The organism is Pseudomonas sp. NBRC 111140 (genome assembly GCF_001320885.1).
GTDB lineage: Bacteria > Pseudomonadota > Gammaproteobacteria > Pseudomonadales > Pseudomonadaceae > Aquipseudomonas > Aquipseudomonas putida_P.
Genome location: NZ_BCBQ01000004.1, coordinates 15,300 through 34,596, shown reverse-complemented (window position 1 = coordinate 34,596; position 19,297 = coordinate 15,300). Strand labels below are relative to the sequence as shown.

The 19,297-nt window shown below is 54.9% G+C and carries 20 protein-coding genes; 10 read left to right on the top strand and 10 right to left on the bottom strand.

Translation table 11 applies throughout. From position 1 onward, the window contains the following. The first annotated feature begins 138 nt into the window (after positions 1–138). Entirely contained in the window at positions 139–459 is a 321-nt protein-coding gene (locus APH42_RS28970; RefSeq protein WP_349496966.1) for a Mov34/MPN/PAD-1 family protein, read from the top strand. Here APH42_RS28970 and APH42_RS02235 read toward each other — a convergent pair whose 3' ends face one another. From APH42_RS02235 to APH42_RS28965, 3 genes are all read right to left on the bottom strand, one after another. Further along, positions 460–1,011: a 3'-5' exonuclease gene (locus APH42_RS02235; protein ID WP_060492638.1), complete on the bottom strand. Its 552-nt coding sequence runs from the start codon at positions 1,009–1,011 to the stop codon at positions 460–462. Positions 1,012–1,116: 105 nt separating this feature from the next. Further along, positions 1,117–1,320 (bottom strand): hypothetical protein, encoded by a 204-nt coding sequence (locus APH42_RS02230; protein ID WP_060492666.1) that lies wholly within the window; start codon positions 1,318–1,320, stop codon positions 1,117–1,119. Positions 1,321–1,476: 156 nt separating this feature from the next. Further along, the gene (locus APH42_RS28965) at positions 1,477–1,836 is read right to left on the bottom strand and encodes a histone-like nucleoid-structuring protein, MvaT/MvaU family (RefSeq protein ID WP_082421367.1); all 360 of its coding nucleotides are present in this window, start codon (positions 1,834–1,836) and stop codon (positions 1,477–1,479) included. A 277-nt stretch (positions 1,837–2,113) separates the two neighbouring features. Here APH42_RS28965 and APH42_RS02220 point away from each other — a divergent pair, with 277 nt between their 5' ends. Continuing rightward, positions 2,114–3,232, top strand: a complete 1,119-nt coding sequence (locus tag APH42_RS02220; RefSeq protein ID WP_060492636.1) for an SAVED domain-containing protein — start codon at positions 2,114–2,116, stop codon at positions 3,230–3,232. Positions 3,233–3,349: 117 nt separating this feature from the next. On the opposite strand, the gene APH42_RS29810 is transcribed toward APH42_RS02220, so the two are convergent. From APH42_RS29810 to APH42_RS02190, 6 genes are all read right to left on the bottom strand, one after another. Further along, entirely contained in the window at positions 3,350–4,012 is a 663-nt protein-coding gene (locus APH42_RS29810) for a hypothetical protein (protein WP_156352713.1), read from the bottom strand. Beyond that, positions 4,009–5,193: a nucleotidyltransferase gene (locus APH42_RS02210; RefSeq protein ID WP_060492634.1), complete on the bottom strand. Its 1,185-nt coding sequence runs from the start codon at positions 5,191–5,193 to the stop codon at positions 4,009–4,011. Before APH42_RS02210 ends, APH42_RS29810 begins: the two co-directional genes overlap by 4 nt. Positions 5,194–5,240: 47 nt before the next feature. After that, positions 5,241–6,833 carry an SAVED domain-containing protein gene (locus tag APH42_RS02205; RefSeq protein ID WP_060492633.1) on the bottom strand — a complete coding sequence of 531 codons (1,593 nt, stop codon included), beginning with the start codon at positions 6,831–6,833 and terminating at the stop codon, positions 5,241–5,243. Between the two features lie 404 nt (positions 6,834–7,237). After that, positions 7,238–8,026, bottom strand: coding sequence for a hypothetical protein (locus tag APH42_RS02200; protein WP_060492632.1), 789 nt, complete (start codon positions 8,024–8,026; stop codon positions 7,238–7,240). Positions 8,027–8,144: 118 nt separating this feature from the next. Next, positions 8,145–8,417 carry a hypothetical protein gene (locus APH42_RS02195; RefSeq protein ID WP_060492631.1) on the bottom strand — a complete coding sequence of 91 codons (273 nt, stop codon included), beginning with the start codon at positions 8,415–8,417 and terminating at the stop codon, positions 8,145–8,147. 114 nt (positions 8,418–8,531) lie between these two features. Beyond that, positions 8,532–9,020 (bottom strand): GNAT family N-acetyltransferase, encoded by a 489-nt coding sequence (locus APH42_RS02190; protein ID WP_060492630.1) that lies wholly within the window; start codon positions 9,018–9,020, stop codon positions 8,532–8,534. A gap of 1,824 nt (positions 9,021–10,844) precedes the next feature. Here APH42_RS02190 and APH42_RS02180 point away from each other — a divergent pair. The 3 genes from APH42_RS02180 to APH42_RS02170 are packed head-to-tail and all read left to right on the top strand — an operon-like array spanning position 10,845 to position 13,483. Next, positions 10,845–11,960: an alcohol dehydrogenase catalytic domain-containing protein gene (locus APH42_RS02180; RefSeq protein ID WP_023383528.1), complete on the top strand. Its 1,116-nt coding sequence runs from the start codon at positions 10,845–10,847 to the stop codon at positions 11,958–11,960. A gap of 45 nt (positions 11,961–12,005) precedes the next feature. After that, positions 12,006–12,545: a cupin domain-containing protein gene (locus tag APH42_RS29805; RefSeq protein WP_060492628.1), complete on the top strand. Its 540-nt coding sequence runs from the start codon at positions 12,006–12,008 to the stop codon at positions 12,543–12,545. 20 nt (positions 12,546–12,565) lie between these two features. Further along, entirely contained in the window at positions 12,566–13,483 is a 918-nt protein-coding gene (locus APH42_RS02170) for a transporter (RefSeq protein WP_256217754.1), read from the top strand. On the opposite strand, the gene APH42_RS02165 is transcribed toward APH42_RS02170, so the two are convergent. Beyond that, positions 13,478–14,143, bottom strand: coding sequence for a GntR family transcriptional regulator (locus APH42_RS02165; protein WP_060492626.1), 666 nt, complete (start codon positions 14,141–14,143; stop codon positions 13,478–13,480). The genes APH42_RS02170 and APH42_RS02165 overlap by 6 nt on opposite strands. 326 nt (positions 14,144–14,469) lie before the next feature. Between APH42_RS02165 and mhpB the strand changes: the two genes are divergently transcribed. Genes mhpB through mhpE form a run of 5 tightly spaced genes read left to right on the top strand, consistent with a single transcriptional unit; the run spans position 14,470 to position 19,074 of the window. Then, positions 14,470–15,414 carry a 3-carboxyethylcatechol 2,3-dioxygenase gene (mhpB, locus tag APH42_RS02160; protein ID WP_060492665.1) on the top strand — a complete coding sequence of 315 codons (945 nt, stop codon included), beginning with the start codon at positions 14,470–14,472 and terminating at the stop codon, positions 15,412–15,414. A gap of 23 nt (positions 15,415–15,437) precedes the next feature. After that, positions 15,438–16,295, top strand: coding sequence for an alpha/beta fold hydrolase (locus tag APH42_RS02155; protein ID WP_177336838.1), 858 nt, complete (start codon positions 15,438–15,440; stop codon positions 16,293–16,295). 11 nt (positions 16,296–16,306) lie between these two features. After that, positions 16,307–17,101, top strand: coding sequence for a 2-keto-4-pentenoate hydratase (gene mhpD, locus APH42_RS02150; RefSeq protein WP_060492625.1), 795 nt, complete (start codon positions 16,307–16,309; stop codon positions 17,099–17,101). A gap of 12 nt (positions 17,102–17,113) precedes the next feature. Further along, on the top strand, positions 17,114–18,052 hold the full coding sequence (locus tag APH42_RS02145) for an acetaldehyde dehydrogenase (acetylating) (RefSeq protein ID WP_060492624.1): 939 nt from the start codon (positions 17,114–17,116) through the stop codon (positions 18,050–18,052). A gap of 11 nt (positions 18,053–18,063) precedes the next feature. Next, positions 18,064–19,074 carry a 4-hydroxy-2-oxovalerate aldolase gene (gene mhpE / locus APH42_RS02140; RefSeq protein WP_060492623.1) on the top strand — a complete coding sequence of 337 codons (1,011 nt, stop codon included), beginning with the start codon at positions 18,064–18,066 and terminating at the stop codon, positions 19,072–19,074. Positions 19,075–19,297: the final 223 nt, after the last annotated feature.

The window sequence follows — 19,297 nt, the reverse complement described above, 5'->3', positions numbered from 1 at the left end:
CAATGGCCTGGCATCGATGTTCGCTTGTCGGTTTCCCAAGCTGTTGCCGAAGTGCTCGATCAGTACAGGCAACGAACGTGGAGAACTGAAAGAGGTGGTCAACTGTTTGTCGACCTGGCGAACCCCGCTGGATTGATCATGAGCCTCGCCACACCGCCACATGCAAGAGACCGCGCTGGATGGTCCTGGCTGGAACTCGACGCTGACCGCTGCCGCAGGGAAATTGAATCGGCCAATGCACAAGGGCTTCGGCTTGTGGGGTATTGGCATACACATCCGCAAACCGTTCCGGCGATTTCACCCACAGATATAGCAAGCTTTTCTCGATTCGCAGCACGCTACGCGCAGGAACTACCTCACCCGATCGCAGTGATTGTAGGCCTATCCCCAGAACCCGACGGCATCAAGGCGTGGTTGTTCCGTGACGGGAAATGCGTGGAAGCCGCCTTGGCCAACTGATCAGGGCAGCGCTGCCCTACGCTGCAGCATCAACTGGAAAAGCTCTGCCTGATAGCGCGCGTCATCCAGCGCATTATGCGTGGGAGATGACTGCGGTAGTAGATTTGCACTCATGTGCGATGATTTGGTCTGCTTCCAATCGAGATTGAAAGCCCCCATGTAATAGGCCTTGATATCAAGTGCCGCAAACCCGAAGGGGTTCTCCCCCACATACTTATGAAAGTAATAATTGACAAACGACCAATCAAAAGGAGCGTTAAGACCGACAAATACAGCTCTTTGACCGGGCAGACTGACATTGGCCAACCATTCCGCAAGCCTCTGCATCGCTTGTACGGGAACAATTCCTGTAACTGTCAACTCCTGCAGATCGAATCCCGTTACAGCCACCGCTTCAGGATCGTGCTTGGGGCTGTCTGGCTTTAGTTCCAGGTAGATAGCCTGATCTGGGCACCCGACAACACACGCCCCAAGGGAGAGCATGCTGTACTCTCCAGGGATCGGGCCCGAAGCCTCAATATCTATAGAAATATAAAGTTCTTCAGTGCTCATTCCCTTACCTCCTGGATAGACACCTGACGATCTGCAGGGTCGAATTCTCTATGCTACTAGAACACAGGCTAGCAGCCGAGCATATTGGAATATGGCAATAAGTATTTAAACGCCAAATAGCTCGTCCACGCAATCCGGAATTTTTGGCGTCTTTGAGAGCACCAAACAGCGTGTAGTACCGACAAACTCTTCAATCAGATAGAGCGAATCCCCAACGTCAGCGCCAAGCTCTTGCAAGGCTTGGTCGGGTATGCGGATGGCTCCGTCTCCATCCCAGTCTTCAATGGTTATTCTGAATCGAGTACTCATCGTCGCTCCAAAATCCGCCACGCATAGAAAATCCCACAAGACCCAAATCCTGCTCAGCACCTGACTCGCTCAAGGCAGCACTCATTTGCCTGCCTTGAAGGGTACGGTGGCCGCCAATCTGGGCCACCTTGTTGGGAAACAGGATCAGTGAGGGACTCAAGAAAGCCAGGACTCTACGGTACCGGCACCGTACTGAGCTTTCCATTCTTTCAGGGTACGATGATTCCCACCCTTGGTTTCAACCACCTCTCCCGTGTGGGGGTTTTTGAAGACCTTCATTTGACGAGGTTTTCGAGCATTTTTGGCCGGCAGGACTGCTACTACTGCACGAGCGCTGGGGTCCAAAATCTGAATTACGTCGCGCAAGCTGTAACCATATTCTCCCAACAAAGAACGCAGCTTTCCTTCAAATTCGATTTCTTGCTTCAGCGCGCTGTCATTTTTCAAGCTTTCCAGCTCGGCCAGCTGCGCCGCAAGCTTTTGCTCAAGGGCACGAAATTCAGCGAGTTTAGACATGAAAATAACCTTCAGTGAGTAAGTCTAAACATTCAATCATTAGCTTGCTTAGCATGTCAACCTGATGCAATCATCTATGCCCGACGAAAAAACGAATCCAAAGTGCGCAAGAAATTTTACCTATCCGGACAGTTTGATATCATTCTCACCAACGCTTATAGTTTTTCCGACCTGTTGAATTGCTAAATCTATTAATTTCACCCTAGCCCGCCCGATCAACTAACCACCTGCAGTCAGTTTTAAGATTGCGGCAGCCAACCAGACCTAGGATGTACTTATGCTTAAGGAAGAATTGCTGAATTGGGGAAGAAAGCTAGTCGACTGGTTTGTGCGCCCCAAAAACCTGGGCGTAACGCTGATCCGCAGCGGCGCTTTAGTCATAGGCCTTTCGCTTGCCGGCGGGATCGTCGGGCAAATTGTGTATAAAAGCGATTCGACCCAGCTACAGGCCAGCGTAGACACCTCAGGCGGACCTGCCACCTGGATCAGCCTGACTGCATTCGGCGTTGGCGTACTGATGATTGTGCTTGGGGTTTGCATCAACCTGCACGACCGTCAGCAACTGGCCCGTCAACGGGTACTGATCCTCGAGCAAAAAGGACTTTTCAAAATCGATAGCCCTTTGGACACCACGGTCAAGAACACTATTGGAGGTAACGTCGACACCATCCTCGTCGATATTCGCGAAGGCATTACCGAGGGCCGCATCACAAGCCCAGAGGCGGCCCTGAAAAAGGTGGTGGACGGAAGGGGTGATCTGGTCCGACGCCTTGATGGGCAGAACAAAGATGATATTGAGATCGTCTACGGCGGACTCATGGCAGTGCCATTCACGTTTTTGACTGGGTGCCTCATTGATGACGCGGGAGGCAAAATTAAGGTCTTTGATTGGGACCGCCTAGGGGCCGGACAATGGCGCTTGATTCAGAGCGGCGTTGACGACAATCAGCGGCTTCAAGCTGCGTCTTCTATCGCCGGAGAGGTAGAAGAAGTCGTCCTGGCGCTTTCGATTTCTTATCCGGTAGACGAGGCCGGCATCGCAACCACTTTCCCAGAATTGCCTGTTTTGCACATGAAAATGGACGATCTCTCGTCCAACGCCCACTGGTCCCTTGAAAAACAAAGCGCCTTAGCAGAACAATTCCTGCAAGTTGTGAAGGGCTTGTTAGCTAAAGGGGCCAAGACAATTCACCTGATCATCGCCGCGCCAAACAGCGTGGTATTCAATCTGGGGCGTATCTATGATCGGAGACTGCTACCTTCGGCCATTGTCTATCAATACGAACGGTCATCCAGTCCGGCGTTCCCCTGGGGGGTTGCCCTTCCCTCTCACGCGCAGGATGAGCCATCAATTTTTCGATACGAGGTGAAAAGAGCAGCAGAACCACTGTCTTAAACTACGCAGTAAGAAACCGACGAGTTTGTTGGCCGGCTGGCGTGCTGATCCACACCTACGCAGTTGGCCATCCGTGATGAGGACATCACCCGCGACCGCAAGAGGCTGACCGCCGCACTAGTGAGCATCCTCAAACCATATCTCTTTGTAGGCTCGTTTTATATCCAAGCGGGAAAGCGTGCGCCGAGCGGCATGAGCACGAGCATGAAGGCCGCAAGCCGCGAAGCGGCGTCCGCAACCGCAGATACAAGAAAGCTTGTTCGCTCGCCGCCGCTTAAGTGCGAGCATTTTCATAAGCAATCGCAGACTGGCAGAATCAGGCACGCCAAAAATCTTGAGGTAGTCGTCAATCAGGCCCTGCTCCCCATGCTCGAGTTCACCAAAAGGGAACAGTGCCAAGCCTTGCTCACGCAAGCTATGAGCATAAAGAAACGGAATGACGCACTTTTCGACGAAGTCAGTCAAGGTTGGCTTGGCACCGAGGACAAGGCGCTGACTGAGCAGAGAGCCCAGACAGAGTGAGCCATCAGGGTTCACATGATTCACCCTCTCCCTGGCAATTCGACCACCCGTCTCGAAAACCTGAGGCAGCGACTGATCCAAGGGCTTGGCTATGTCGATCTGGACGCGATACTCATCCCCTAACTCCGGAAGCCCTTCCGAAAACGCAGAGAACACTAAACGGCCAGCCAACCTGACAGCACCGGCCACTGTTGGCCGATGCCGCATCATTGGATAGGCGTCTAAAAATGCCTCTATCTCTGGATCGAATGCCCTCAACCGCGACCACTCCATGGCCTCGGCGCCTTGGTAACGACGATCGTGGACGCCGGCGTCGATGCTGCTGAAGCCATGACAGGTGCGCCGACCTGGTTCAATGAAACGTTAACGCCAAGCACGTCTTTCAAGTGGTCGATAAGAGACTGCCCATCGAGTGAGCGGATTTTCTCGAAGTCACGTAGTGCTTGGCGTACCCAGAGTTGGAAGTTTTCCTTCAACCGAAGCTTTTTCCCTTCAAGGGTTGCCCAGCGGTCGGCAAAGTTTTCTTTTGGGTTGACTGGGTTCGGCACCACATTGGCATTTGACTCGACGAAGTGGCTGAGAGCACCTAAGCAGCAGGTGAGGGCCTCTCCAAGCGTCGCGGCGGGCAGATAACTGCTTGCAGCCAGGGTAGTGATGATGACCGAGATGGGCTTGGGATCCGGATCGTCCTTGTACATGACATCCCGATGCCGCTTGAGGAGCTGAACTGCCTGCTGCAGATTAGTTTTTCTTGAGTGGAATGGCACCTCATCAACCTGTGCTTCCATCGTCACTACCGCCCCGGCCGGCCCGACCGGCTCTGGGTCTGACTTCGACTCAAACCATTTGCAGTAACCATCAGGATTGCTTAGAAGCCAGTCATCACTGATTGCCTCGTAGTTAGGGCGTTGATCATCAGTGATGTAAACGGCCAACTCCGCAACATCGTTCGCAAGCACTTGCCTGAAGCCGAAACTCTCCATGGCGATAGAAAGCGCTTGTTTTCTGGCCTCATCCACAGGAACTCCGGGCACTACGTCCATGTGAAAATTCATATCATCCTGGTAGTAGAGACGCCAGCACCGATGCTTCTCTTCCAGATCCTCGCGGATTTGCTTGGCATCACGGTAGCCTTCGAGCTCGAGGCGCACCATTTCCTTGAGTTGTGCCTGGCTGTGAGTATGGCGGAACACTTCCTCCCGCAGCTTGCAGGAGAGGTCTAGATCATAGCTTTCACCCTCCAGCAGCGGCTTGATCGCCGTGCCGAGGGCAAATGACCCCTGCACGAAGATATGGGGATCGTTATCCGCCAGCGTTGACTCCTTGCGGCTGAACCACTCCCCCAACGATTCATACCGGCGCTTAGCTCTCTCATACGCACCAGGTGGCAACTCAAGCGCTTCCACTGCGGTGGTCAGGCTACGTTCTTCATGGTCCACGTTGAAATTCCTTGATTGGGTTGAAGCCGATATTGTCCAGCCAGCGCTCAGAAGGCTTCGAGCTGCAGCTCGTTATGGGGTGGTTCATGTGGAGCAATGATGGTGTGCCGGCCGAGACTGAAGGCCCTGAATGGCGGCTTCTGCGGAGCCATCTGGTACATGTGGATTAGTGGATGCAACCTTGCCTGCAGCTTCATCCCAAAAGCAAAGACTGCAGCTGCCGGGGCGATGGCGCATATACATACTTCCGATGCTTTGAGGACATCAGTGACGTAAGCCCAGGCCTCATGACAAGCCACCCGGTAAGCCTCCATTGCCTTCGGGAGCACAACCACATCAACACCATGGACGCTGGGCTCAATACGGATGCGGGGCATCGACAGAAGCTCTTCATTCAGCGCCGAGTCAGTGATTTCCGCAGTCAATTCCAGAGTGATCAGCACCCTACCCGCGGGCGAAGGGGGCTGGTCTGGCTTAGTCCAAGTGAAGGTCACAGGTGCTGGATTCGTCTCAGGGCGTACCCATGTGCCGTGATTGCGTCTGAAGCTAAATAATTCAACCCGGCGAGCCTCGCCGATCAACCATCCGCCCAGCAACATTGCCGGCATGTTGCCCAACGGAAAGATTGCCAACTGCTCTGCTTGGGTACCAAATGCGCCGTGTCCACGAACCGCTTCGTGGATGTGCAAGATCTGAGACCGGAATGCTCTCAAGAACGACGACCAATAACCCGGGTCATTCACGTCATTGCCGCCCTGGGAGTCGCGTAGCAGGAACTCAGCAACCCTTTCGCTGGTCGGGGTCAACTGAGCTTGCAGCAAAGCCCTACGGGCATCGTGCTGAGAGAACGAGGTGGTTCTACCTGCGATGTCGCCAATGAATGCCAGGGCATGAACCACCGGATACGCCAGTGTCCTGACCTGATGAGTACGCCATTTCACCCGAGACGCAACCATGGCCTCTAGTCGCTCACGCGGATAGCTGTCGGGGTCGACTTTGTCTATTAACCGGTGATGGATGTCGCAGCAGAGCATGATGTTGTTCGGCGACTGCGCCAAGACAGCGGAGAGCTTTTCATCGCCCCGAGGTCCCTTGGCCTTAGCCGCTACGATATGCGCGAGATACCCATAATAGCCGTAGTGGTCACGATCATCCTTGAACAAGACGGCATCACAGCCCTCAAACTCACAAATGCCGGCAGACCTAGAATAGACCCAGTTAACGACCTGGTCTGGCAGGCTAGGCCGTTTGAGGTCGCTAAGCAGAGCCTCACGGCATTTTATGAAGCATGTCAGAGCCCCTTTTGTAGCCTTTGCTTCAGGAAGCGCAGCCAAGCCTTCTGCGAACTGAGTAACGTCGGTAGCAACCACAGGTATATCTGATACAGCATGAAGCTCGAGCTTGATACTGAATGCAGGCCTCGCTGCTGCCCAGGCGATCAAGAACGCCTTGGTGTCCTCCCCCAAATCGCCAGTGACAGCATGATCAAGCGCGCCTGATAACGTGTCGATTCGAACGATTGCAAACCTCCAACCACCCTCCTCGAAGGCCATGATGACCCGACAGTTCGGGGTCTGCTGCCAATACTCCAGAGTGGCCTTCAGGTCCTGATCGTAGAGTGCATCCAACGGTACCGCCATTAGTCCCTCCTGGGAGTAACCACCTTTACGTTTGGCATGGGGATACTGCATCGCTGGCGACACCCAGCGCTTTGAGAGTACGAAATGGCTTCCGCCAAATCAAGATATAGTGTCATTTTTTAGCTAAGGCACAACATGATGTGCTTTATATTCCATAATGATCTATATTTAATTTATTTAATACGCAATATCGAATAACACCTATAACCTACCGGCACCTACCGCCCTTCACAGCGGCGACTGTGGGCATCAATCAGGCCGCGTCGACCACCGGTGAGGCCGTTATTGACCCGTCGCCGGCCAAGGCGCTCTGGAGATCGGCATCGAGCCTTACAGCTTGTAAAGCGATCCTGCAGACCATAAAAAGCCCGCCAAGAGCGGGCTTTTGCCACTGTCCACCAAGATCAACTATCGACGTGATCAGGCAACGTTTTTACCCGCTGAGGCGCCTCACTCTTAAATGGGTGAGTGGTCAGGCTGCCTGTGTTTCCCGTAAGGATCGCGCCATTGCGGTGAGGGGCATACGGCCAGTTGAAGTCGACAAGTGGGCGAGTCGGAATTTTTAGGTTGTATACCTTTGATTCGTCCGAAACATATGCGGTGAGATCCATTACTCCATGCAGCCGGTAGCTGGGGTTCTGGATCACACTGCTGAAGGCAAAGGCGAGAGGGTAAGTCTTGAAGGCCGATATCTGCATCGGCTCATAGCCCGCACCAAATACCGTATGGAATAGGTCTTTCAACATGCCCTGACGGGATGAAGGGTAGAGCCATATGTGGAATTGCAGGCTGGAATGAAGCTCTGCTCGGCCAAGCACGAATCGCCTCAGGTGCCGGATCATAGGTGAGCGTGGCTCGGCTTTGTCACTCAGCGCAATTATATGACCAGCCACAGCGCGGGCAACTTTGTTGAGCTGCACGCCATGCAGGTAGAGCTGTCCCATAACAGGGTATTTCGCCGATTCCAGTGGCTTCGAGGCCGCTTTGTAGGCGTCGATCAATGCAGGATCGAGCTCTGCACCCAGTACCCGATTATTGCAGTCTGAACACAACGTCGATTTCGTTACGCCGTTTTGCGCCAAGAATGTGCCCTGACGTCCCCGGAAGTTCGGATCCACATGCTGCGCGATCCTCGTCACGCGACGCTGCCCGGGAGCTACGAGACTCTTCGGGAATAGATGGTCCTTGGTCATCTTGCCGCGCCTCAGGCACAGATTGCATCGCCGAGGCAGCACAAGACTTTGAGTAGGGGGCGCTACGGTCATGTCAGCCTCGGGCGCGATCGGAAGGCAATCCTTGCGATACTCGCGTTCAACGTTCTCTGTCTTCAATCAGGGTGAAATTACCGCCTAGGTTGGGCGTTCGCTCGGCGGCGCCCTCAAGCCTACGGCCATCGGGCAGCCTCACGACGGCGCGGATCAGTCCGTCGAGTGGAGCCTGATTGGTCGGGTCGTGGAAAATCACCGTCCACCGCCAGTTCGGCTCTCTGAATAGCTGCACGGTAATGCCACTGCAGGTAGCGGACTTTTCGCCGCCGAGCGATCTGTATTTGAGAGTCAGATCGGCTAGACCGTGGTATTCCATAGTGCGCGTCCTTTTTTAGTGCCAGGATTGCCATTATTCATCATGGTCGCCTGCCTTTACGGCCTCGTGTTTCAGGGCCGAGGCTCGGGCATAGCGAAATTTTCCATCTCGCGCTTAACCGTCGAGCAGCTTCACGTACTGGAGCGCTGGCTGTCCCGATTCTTTGTCCGTCGTTTGCTTAGGTTGCCCACTGAGAGTGCGTGTCGCGACGATCTGCGAAGCTAGGTTATCAGCACCAATGATCGCTTCGACATAGAAGCCCGGTGAACGAAGTCTCGGCGCCATATTTTTTTGCAATTCGGCCATACTTGCCTGGACAACCTCTGTCGCAAGACCTTGCCCCCGATACTCGCTATCCGTCGCGTAACCTAACCCGAAGCAAGGCTTTCCATTCAGGGGCTCTGCCAAAACGTAAACGGCGTAGGTTGTCGCCATTGCCCCCGTTACAAGCGCATAAGTCAGACGTTGCACACCAGGTTTTGGGGTGTCATGAAACATATAGAGATTTGCGTGACTGTCGCATTTTGCAAGTTGAATTCTCCCCGCCCTCACCGCTTCCTGGAAGCTTAGAAAACCAATGTGAGGATCGACTATAACTGACATTTAGTGACTTTCCCTGTTTCACTTTGAATTATATGGCGTTCCGCCGTGGTCGGCGTCCAACTTGGCCTAGACGGTTTTGTGACTGTGTCTACGCTTTTCGATTCAACTAGAGAACGCCCGGATTTACCCTGGCTCATAAGGCCCAGGCCTGGGTGCATCCGAGAGATCATCCCTACGTTGCCCAGCCTTGGCCTCGAACTCCGGAATTCCAGAATCCGAGGCGGCGTCCGCATTGCAGGCCTGCCGACAAATAGACCAGGCCGCAGTATGTGCAGCGCTTAGCACCGCCGTTGGCAGCAATCACGTCACGAACCCCATCTGGGAGCATGTTTAACAACCCCTCCTGTATGGTCATTTGACGATCCGACTGACCACCAGAGCATTTATCAGGGCAGTATCCTGGAGGGTAAGTCCGTGGCATTTTTCCTCTATCCCGGCTCGACCGGGTGTGGTTCGGGTTGGAACTGAGCAACTAAACCAAGCGCGGTTTCCACCCGAAGGTCAATAGCGCTGCCCACGTACGCAATGGGCGAGATCCATGGGATAGCCACCATCGCTCAGCAGGAAGGGTTGAAAGGTCCGGTTCGTTCTGCTCAGCTCGTACATCCGACGTAAGGTTTGATCCTGGTAGATACGGAAGAACACTGCGCCAGGCTCTGGGTCAGGGCATGGGGTTGGGGTTGGGGTTGGGGGTTGCTCCATAGTTCCTACTCAGCGAAAGGAGTGGCATCACGATACTTGACCTGTCCAGCATGGATAGCAGACCGGGCCTTGCCAAGGGCAGCACTCTCGGCTTGCGCTGCCGTAGAGCCCTCACCAATGAACCGAGAGTTCGTCATTGAGCCATTGGTTAGTCCAATGATTGCTTCGCACCGGTAATGCCTAGGTGCGATTTTATCGGGTGGTCGCATGGTCACGTCGTGCTTGTCATCAATCCTCTGCGTCCCCATTAGCTTCTCCTCGCTTCCGTCCTAGTCACGACTGATTGATTTTCCATTGGATTGCGCTGGGTTCGCGCTAGAACTTTCGACCAGCCTCCTCCCAACCTTTGTCGGCTGCCTTCGAGATCTTCCGCTGCCCCCGACGCGACCACTTGATCCATCCCCATACAACCGCAACAAACAGTGCGAACGCACCCAGTAGCCAAAAAAAGTTGCTCATACTGCCTACGCACCTCAAGCACGAAAAACGTGCCTTACTTACGGTCTCGGCCCAGCGTGTTCGGAGCTAGGCGGTTTCGCGAACGCCAGCAGGCGTCCTTCCCCCGGTATACAGGGTTCGGCTACCACTGTGCAACGATCCGCCATTGAACCTCCTAGTCGATCCAGCGACTGATAAGCACTTATGACCTGCAGCACCCGGCCCCCCCATGCGCCCCTGATGGTGCTGTACCCATTGAAGCCATAGGGTGAGGAAGCCCTGCCGGGAAATGGGCGACCTGCGACCCAAAGGGCTGCACTATCCCAGTGATACGCATCGACACAGTTCACTCGCCATCGAGACCATGAATACGCGCTTCGAACAGGAGCAGCCAAAACTGGCTCCGTCCATCGAAAGACATCTTGCATGCTAGCATTCCAGTGATGCATGATGTGTTCATAAATACAAACAAGCGGTGCCCATCATGGTCAGCATTGCGTGCAAAGCCCCCTCTACCTTCACGTTATTTCTCCACGTGAAGCGATCCTCCAAAGGCCGCCATCATCGCAGGTCTTACCCGAATCGTTTTCCCAAGCAGTTAAGTCCTTTCGCTTTCTTGAGCTAGAGGTGTCTGCCTATTTAGTGCCCACGGCCTCTGGCCCAATGAAAATAAGGAAAATAGAAATGAGCATGATGAAAGCTGCCCGCCTTCATAAGGTTGGTCCGACCTTCCAACTCGACTCGATCGAGGTCCCTAGACCCCGTGCACATGACGTGGTGGTAGAGGTGAAGGCTTGCAACTTGGTACCTAACCTTCGCAATGTCATCGAGAGCTACTCCACTTGGTTCCCCTACCTCCCGCTTCCGAAGCTGCCGGCGGTTTACGGTTTGGATGCTGCCGGCATCGTCAAAGAAGTGGGAGAAGGCGTGCACGGCATCAAAGTCGGAGACCGCGTGTACGTGAATCCCGGCCGTAGCTGCGGCTCCTGTCATGCCTGTCTGCGCGGTCAGCACATCAACTGCACCGCATTCACCTTCCAGGGCTACTTCGGGTTTGGCCCAGGCTCGCAAGAAATCTTCGAAGACTACCCCTACGGCGGATTGTGCCAATACATGACCGCGCCAGCGTCGGGCTTGGTCAAGCTCCCTGAAGCGATATCCTTCGAGCAAGGATGTCGCTTTGGCTATCTCGGCACAGCCTATTCGGCCCTTCGAAAAGCAGGCGTGTGTTCAGGTCAGTCTGTGCTGATCAGTGGCGCCACCGGAACGCTAGGACTTGGGGCCGTCCTGCTTGCCCTGGCCATGGGTGCTACAAAAATCTTCGCGATGGCCCGAAACCGCCAGTTGCTGGAGCGCGTACGCGCTCTCGCCCCAGATCGCATTTTCACGATTTCCGTCGGCGATGAGCCACTGGGTGATTGGGTTCGGAAGCACACCGATGAGCTCGGTGCTGACGTCTTCATCGATGCGGTTGGCCCGGGCGCTCCTCATGAACTTACCGTTGAGGCGATTGGTGCGCTTCGCCGCGGCGGCCGCATGGTGGATATCGGCGGTATGTCTGAAGATCTACCGGTCCCCATGTTCAAACTCATGTGCTTCCAGATCAGCGTGATCGGCTCCCTCTGGTTCACTGTGGCAGAAGGTCAGGACATGGCCGAAATGGCTGCCGCCGGCACTTTGGATCTTTCGGTATTCGACCAAGAGGTCTTCGCCATCGAACAGGTCAACGAGGCAATGGATGCAATAGCAGACCGCAAAGGCGGTTTCACCAACGTTGTAATCAATCCCAGCCTGGCCTGAACAGCAGTGCCGCTCGATCGAGCGGTGCTCAATCGGAGACCGAACATGAAAGTGAGACGAGTGGTTGCAGGTACGCAGAATGGTAAAGCTGTGTTCCTATCCGACGGTTTAGCGCCTCAGACCTATGAATACAAAAAGGTTCCGGGATTCGCTACCTCTTTAATTTGGCACACGGTGGCGTCTCCGACCGTTCCTGAAGCATTTGACGACCCAGTTCAAGCCACCTCTTCCCTGCTGCCTCAGCCTGGAGAAACAAAGTGTCTGGCGGTGAGTTTCCCGCCTGACTCAATCTTCCAGTCCTCGGATTTCAATCCCGAGGAGGCTCATGCTGAGCAGCAAGGCCACCTACTCGGACTGTATGAATGCTTCGATCCTGAGCGACCAGGTATGCACGCTTCTCCGACAATCGACTACGGCATTGTGGTCAAAGGCCCTCTCGTTCTCGAACTGGACGACGGCCAGATAAGGGAGCTTGCGAGCGGAGACGTCGTGGTGCAGCAAGGCAATATCCATGCTTGGAGAAACCCTGGCACCGAACCTGCGCTGGTTACGTTCGTTCTTATTGGGGCCCATACCAAGCTGTAAAAATACATAGGATAATAACAATGAAAAGTTATGTAACACGCGCTGGCATTGCCAGCGCGCTTGGATCCTCTTTGCTCGTTTCTTCGCTCTGTTACGGAACTGAAAATGGGGATACTGTTTGGCCGCTAGGAGTACAGACCGTTCTTCCGGCGATCTTGCCTCCCCCAGGTGAAACCTCTTTGTACAGCTATACCGCCTACTACAAGGCGGACAGCTTTAAAGACAACAGCGGCAAATCTACTGCACCCGGATTCAGCTTGGAAAACTTTGTTCAAGCCATTCGAGTAGTGCATACATGGGACGTGAAATTCGATAGCGGCGTTACACTCAGCAGTGGAATTATCGGTTCAGCGAACAAGATCAAGGTAGAGGCATTCGGAAATAGTGATACAGACTCCGGCTTCAGGCAGCTGTACCTTACCCCTCTGTATGTCGGCTACTCGCCTTCCGAAAACTTGCACTTGCTAACGGGATTCAGTGCCTTTGTCCCGTTGGGAAACTATGACGGTAATAAGTTAGCGAATAGCCCGCCAGGCTATGCGAGCTATACCCAGGAATTTGACCTAACCTGGTTCCCCCACCCTAACTGGGAGGTCTCGATTGCACCGACCTTCACCATCAATGCGAAGAACGACGAGACCGACTATCGATCGGGCAACGTGTTCAACGTCGACTACCTGCTTGGCTACAGGCTGCAGTCGAATCCCAAGGTTCAGCTGGGTTTGGTGGGGTACTACACAAAGCAGGTCACCGACGATCGCTACGACCACGGTGACCTCGATGACGGGAACCGGCTGAGTAAATTTGCCGTTGGCCCCCAAATCTTCTATGCGTTTGATCAGAAGTCAGGGGTCGTGCTCAAGTGGATGCGTGAGACCGCGGCCAAGAACGGCCCCAAAGGCGACTCTGTATGGCTTGAGTTCGCGTTCCCGCTATGAGGCTAGCTTCTCAGCCTCAGGCATTTTAGATACGACATCCTTCGCCACACTGTGAATATGGCTCGCAGCCGCATTGGCTGCAGCCTTTTTGTTCCTGGTTTTCAGCGCTGCAAGAATCTCATCATGCTCATCAGTAGCAGCTCCCAAGTGCACTTGGAAGCCGCAGGTTTGTACGATGAAAAAGTCGGATAGCTCAAAATTTGCTACTTGGCGTGACGAGAGTATTGGTGATTTCGCCATTGAGTGCAGCACGCGATGGAATTCAACGTTCAAATTGCGATAACTGTCGGCAGCATCGCTGTGAGCTGGATTGATGCTTCTAATTTTGTCGTTGATCTCGGACATCCGCAGCACATCATCAGGGGAGCCACGCTCAGCAGCAAGCCCGGCGATAAGCGCTTCGTTGTTCGCAAACATTTGATAGAAGTCATCAACTTCCAAACGTGTAGGGTGCACAACCTCACATCCCACCTGGGCCGTGATCACGACAAAGCCCCTTTCCTGCAGGCTGTTCAGTGCGGTCATGATTGGCTGACGACTGACACCGGTCTCTTCGCCAATTTCTTTTACGAGGATCTTTTGGCCGAACGCATACCTACGATTCAGCAGCCGCTCCAAAATGTGCTGGTAAATAGCGGTCTTCTTGTTTGCCACTTGCATCAATCTGGTTTTCCTAGGGCTGAGTGCGCGGTTCAACATTTCGCTAACTGGCTTGCATACTAGCATTTCGGATAGTAAACCAGATTTTTGCAACCATCGCTTCGTCATCCGTCGCAACCCAGCTCCCATGGTGAGGATCCATTCGACGATGAGCGGGCATCGTCAAGCTTGCATGCTAGCATTCTAGCGTGCATGATGATCAGGCAGACAAAAACAAATCTACCTGCATGGCGCTGCCCCTCTGCCGTAAGGCATTGAGGAAAGCGCTCATGCCGTCCCAGTGCGAGGCGGCCGGCACTGGGGCACGACGTAAAGGTTTCGTATCGATGAACGCTTACCTGCATTGCCTATCGCACACACCCCTCATTGGGCATTTCGATCCGCCCAAGAACGTGCTCGATGAAGTGGATGAGGTGGTCCGCGCTGCCCGTGCACGCATCGCCGCTTTCGATCCTGAGCTCGTGGTGCTTTTCGCTCCAGACCATTACAACGGTTTCTTCTACGATGTCATGCCCCCTTTCTGCCTGGGCATGGCCGCTGAAGCCATCGGCGATTTCGGCTCGCTCGCCGGCACTCTTTCTGTCCCCAAATCCATCGCGGAAGCTTGCGCTGAATCTCTGCTGAGCAATGGCATCGACATGCCAGTTTCGTATCGCATGCAGGTCGACCACGGCTTCGCTCAACCGCTCGAATTCCTTCTTGGCGGTTTAGACAAATATCCGGTCTTGCCGATCTTCGTGAACTGCGTGGCCCCGCCTCTGCCTACCTTCGAGCGAGTCAGATTGATGGGTGATGCGGTCGGTCGATTCACCCGCACCCTGAACAAGCGGGTGCTATTCCTGGGATCGGGAGGCCTTTCACACCAACCACCAGTTCCAGAGTTAGCCAAAGTTGATGCCCGGATGGCTGATCGGCTCATGGGCAGTGGACGCAATCTGCCAGAAGACGAGCGCAACGCCCGCACTCAACGAGTGGTCATCGCAGCTGAGCGGTTTGTCGAAGACCAGAACACCCTGCATCCGCTGAATCCCGAGTGGGATCAGTACTTCTTGGACGTTGTTGAACAGGACCTTTTGAGCGACCTGGATCACCTTCCCAACGCACACCTTTCCGAATTGGCCGGTAAATCCACGCATGAGGTCAAGGCCTGGGTCGCAGCCTTCTCAGCGCTCGCTGCCCACGGCGCATACACCGCGACAGATCGCTATTACCGAGAGATCCCAGAGTGGATCGCAGGCTTCGGCTCAATCAGTGCGCACTCTCAGCGCTAACACACCTTCACGGAGATTCGATCGTGACTGCAATTACTGAAAAAACCACCAGCAAATTCGTTCGCGTCCAAGACGGCGAACTGGATCTGAATATTCATTACAACGACTGTGGTGAAGGCAAAGAAACCGTTGTCATGCTGCACGGCTCGGGCCCTGGTGCTAGTGGCTGGGCCAACTTCAATCGGAACATTGAGCCACTGGTAGAGGCTGGCTTCCGTGTAATCCTCATGGACTGCCCAGGCTGGAGCAAAAGTGATTCGATCGTCAGCACCGGCTCTCGCTCCGATCTCAACGCCCGTGTTCTGAAAGGGTTGGTCGATAAGCTGGACCTGGACAAGGTGCACCTGCTCGGCAACTCCATGGGCGGCCATACCGCTGTAGCTTTCACCCTGACCTGGCCTGAGCGCGTAGGCAAACTCGTGCTGATGGGCGGTGGCACCGGTGGGGTCAGCCCCTTCGTACCGATGCCCTCTGAAGGCATCAAGTTGCTCAACGGCCTGTACCGCGAGCCAACAATCGAAAACCTCAAGAAGATGATGAACATCTTTGTTTACGACACCAGTGACCTGACCGAGGAGCTGTTCCAAGCGCGCCTGGACAACATGCTGGCTCGTAAAGACCACCTCGAAAACTTCACCGCGAGTCTCGCTGCGAACCTCAAGCAGTTCCCTGACTTCGGGCATCGCCTTGGCGAGATCCAGGCCGAGACCCTAGTAGTTTGGGGCCGCAATGACCGCTTTGTGCCGATGGACACCGGTCTGCGCCTGGTTGCCGGCATTCCCAACTCACAACTGCATGTCTTCAACAAATGCGGCCACTGGGCCCAATGGGAACACGCGGACACGTTCAACCGCATGGTTCTCGACTTCCTCACCCACTGATCGAGGTCACGATGAACATCACACAAGAGACCCTTGAGCGCTTGGCGGCAGATCTGCGCAGAGCTGAAGGAAAGGGCGAGCCAGTTGGACCACTGCGTGACGTCATCGGCGCCACAAACGTAGAAGGTGCCTATGCGATTCAACGCTTGAACCAAGCCTACGCCATCGCCAATGGACAACGCCTGGTTGGCCGCAAGATCGGTTTGACCAATCCCAAAGTCCAGGCCCAGTTGGGCGTAGACCAGCCGGATTTTGGATGCCTGTTCGCTGACATGGCTTACGGCGACAACGAAGTGGTTCCGTTCGAACGTGTTCTGCAGCCCAAAATCGAGGCAGAAATTGCGCTGGTGCTGGAACGCGATCTCCCTAGCGCTTCCACAACCTTCGCAGATGTCATCGCCGCTACCGGCTGGGTACTCCCGGCGCTTGAAATTGTCGGCAGCCGCATTGAGGGCTGGAACATCAAGTTCGCCGACACCGTAGCAGACAACGCATCAAGCGGATGCTTTGTGCTCGGTGGTCCTGCACAGCGCATCGACGGGCTTGACCTGCGGGGTGCAACGATGCGCCTCTCGAAAAACGGTGAACTTGTCAGCTCCGGGAGTGGCGCTGAATGCCTGGGTAACCCGCTGAACGCGGCCGTTTGGCTCGCCCGCACAATGGCTGAGTTTGGTGAGCCACTGAAAGCAGGTGACATCATCCTCACCGGTGCATTAGGGCCGATGGTTGGCGTAAGCCCAGGTGATCATTTTGAAGCCGAGATCGATGGCCTTGGCCGCGTCGGCGTGTCGTTCAGTGTCGAGTGATGGAGATCTAAAATGACAACAAAACGCAAAGTCGCCATCGTCGGCTCCGGAAACATCGGCACCGACTTAATGATCAAGATCCTGCGCAATTCCAAGCACCTGGAAATGGCAGTTATGGTTGGTATCGACCCGGCCTCGGACGGTCTTGCCCGCGCTGGGCGGATGGGCGTGGCGACCACTCACGAAGGTGTAGCTGGGCTGGTAAAGATGCCAGAGTTTGCTGGCATCGATTTCGTATTCGATGCAACCAGTGCCGGTGCTCACGTCAAAAACGACGCCTTGCTGCGCGAGTGCAAGCCGGGCATCCGTGTGATCGACCTAACTCCAGCAGCTATCGGCCCTTACTGCGTGCCGGTCGTGAACCTCGAAGAGCATGTCAACGCGCAGAACCTCAACATGGTCACGTGCGGTGGACAAGCAACTATTCCCGTGGTCGCTGCAGTATCGCGTGTTGCCAAGGTGCAATACGCAGAGATCGTCGCATCAATTGCCTCCAAATCGGCAGGCCCTGGCACCCGTGCGAACATCGACGAGTTCACTGAAACCACCTCGAAAGCCATCGAAGTAATTGGCGGCGCAGCCAAAGGTAAAGCCATCATCATCATGAACCCGGCTGAGCCTCCTCTGATGATGCGCGACACCGTCTACGTGTTGTCTGAAGCAGCGGACCAGGATCAGGTTGAGGCCTCCATTGAAGAAATGGTTGCCGCAGTGAATGCGTATGTCCCCGGCTACCGCCTCAAGCAGAAAGTGCAGTTTGAAGTCATCCCTGAATCTGCCCCACTGAACATTCCCGGCCAAGGAAAATTCAGTGGCCTGAAGACCTCTGTGTTCCTTGAGGTCGAGGGTGCTGCCCATTACTTGCCATCGTACGCAGGCAATCTCGACATCATGACTTCTGCTGCGTTGGCTACCGCCGAGCGCATGGCGCAGTCGATGAGCCAAGCCTGAGGAGCGCAGATATGAACGGTAAAAAGCTCTACATTTCGGACGTGACCCTGCGTGATGGTATGCACGCTATTCGTCATCAGTACTCGCTGGATCAGGTCCAAGCAATCGCTCGAGCACTGGATGCCGCCAAGGTCGATTCGATCGAGGTCGCTCACGGTGACGGCCTTCAAGGCTCCAGCTTCAACTACGGCTTTGGCGCACACACCGATATCGAGTGGATCGAAGCTGCCGCCGACGCGGTGAAGCACGCCAAGATTGCAACGTTGCTGCTCCCAGGCATCGGTACTTTGCACGACCTCAAAGCTGCCTATAGCGCGGGCGCTCGCGTTGTCCGTGTCGCCACCCATTGCACCGAGGCCGATGTCTCCAAGCAACACATCGAGTACGCCCGTGAGCTTGGTATGGACACGGTAGGCTTCCTGATGATGAGCCACATGCAGACCCCCGAAGGGCTCGCGCAGCAGGCAAAACTGATGGAAAGCTACGGTGCCACCTGCATTTACGTCGTCGACTCCGGCGGCGCGATGAATATGGATGACATCCGTGCGCGCTTCCGCGCAGTGAAAGCGGTGCTCGATCCGGCCACTCACACCGGTATCCACGCGCACCACAACCTGAGCCTAGGCGTAGCCAACTCGATCGTCGCCGTCGAGGAAGGCTGTGACCGCATCGACGCGAGTCTTTCGGGGATGGGCGCCGGTGCTGGTAATGCACCACTGGAAGTTTTCATTGCAGCCGCAGACAAGCTGGGCTGGAACCACGGCACTGACCTGTACGCCCTGATGGATGCAGCAGATGACCTGGTTCGCCCACTCCAGGACCGCCCGGTACGTGTTGACCGAGAGACTCTCGCGCTCGGTTACGCCGGTGTGTATTCGAGCTTCCTTCGCCATGCAGAAGTTGCAGCTGCTCGCTACGGCATCAAAGCAGTAGACATCTTGGTCGAGCTGGGCAAACGCCGCATGGTTGGCGGCCAGGAAGACATGATCGTCGACGTCGCATTGGATTTGCTGAAGCGCTGAGGTTCGCAGACAGCTCCACGCAAGCTGTCTGCAGCAATCCCCTCCCGTAAGGGAGGGGGTCTATGACACAACAATAAGAGAGATCACCAGATGAATGCCTCGCAGACTCCCGACTCGCAGCACCTCCGAACACGCAGTGATCAGCCCACCTACTCACTCTTTCTTGAGTGATTACTGAGCTGATGTAGTTCCACATCACTGGCGTTACTAAAACCACAATCAT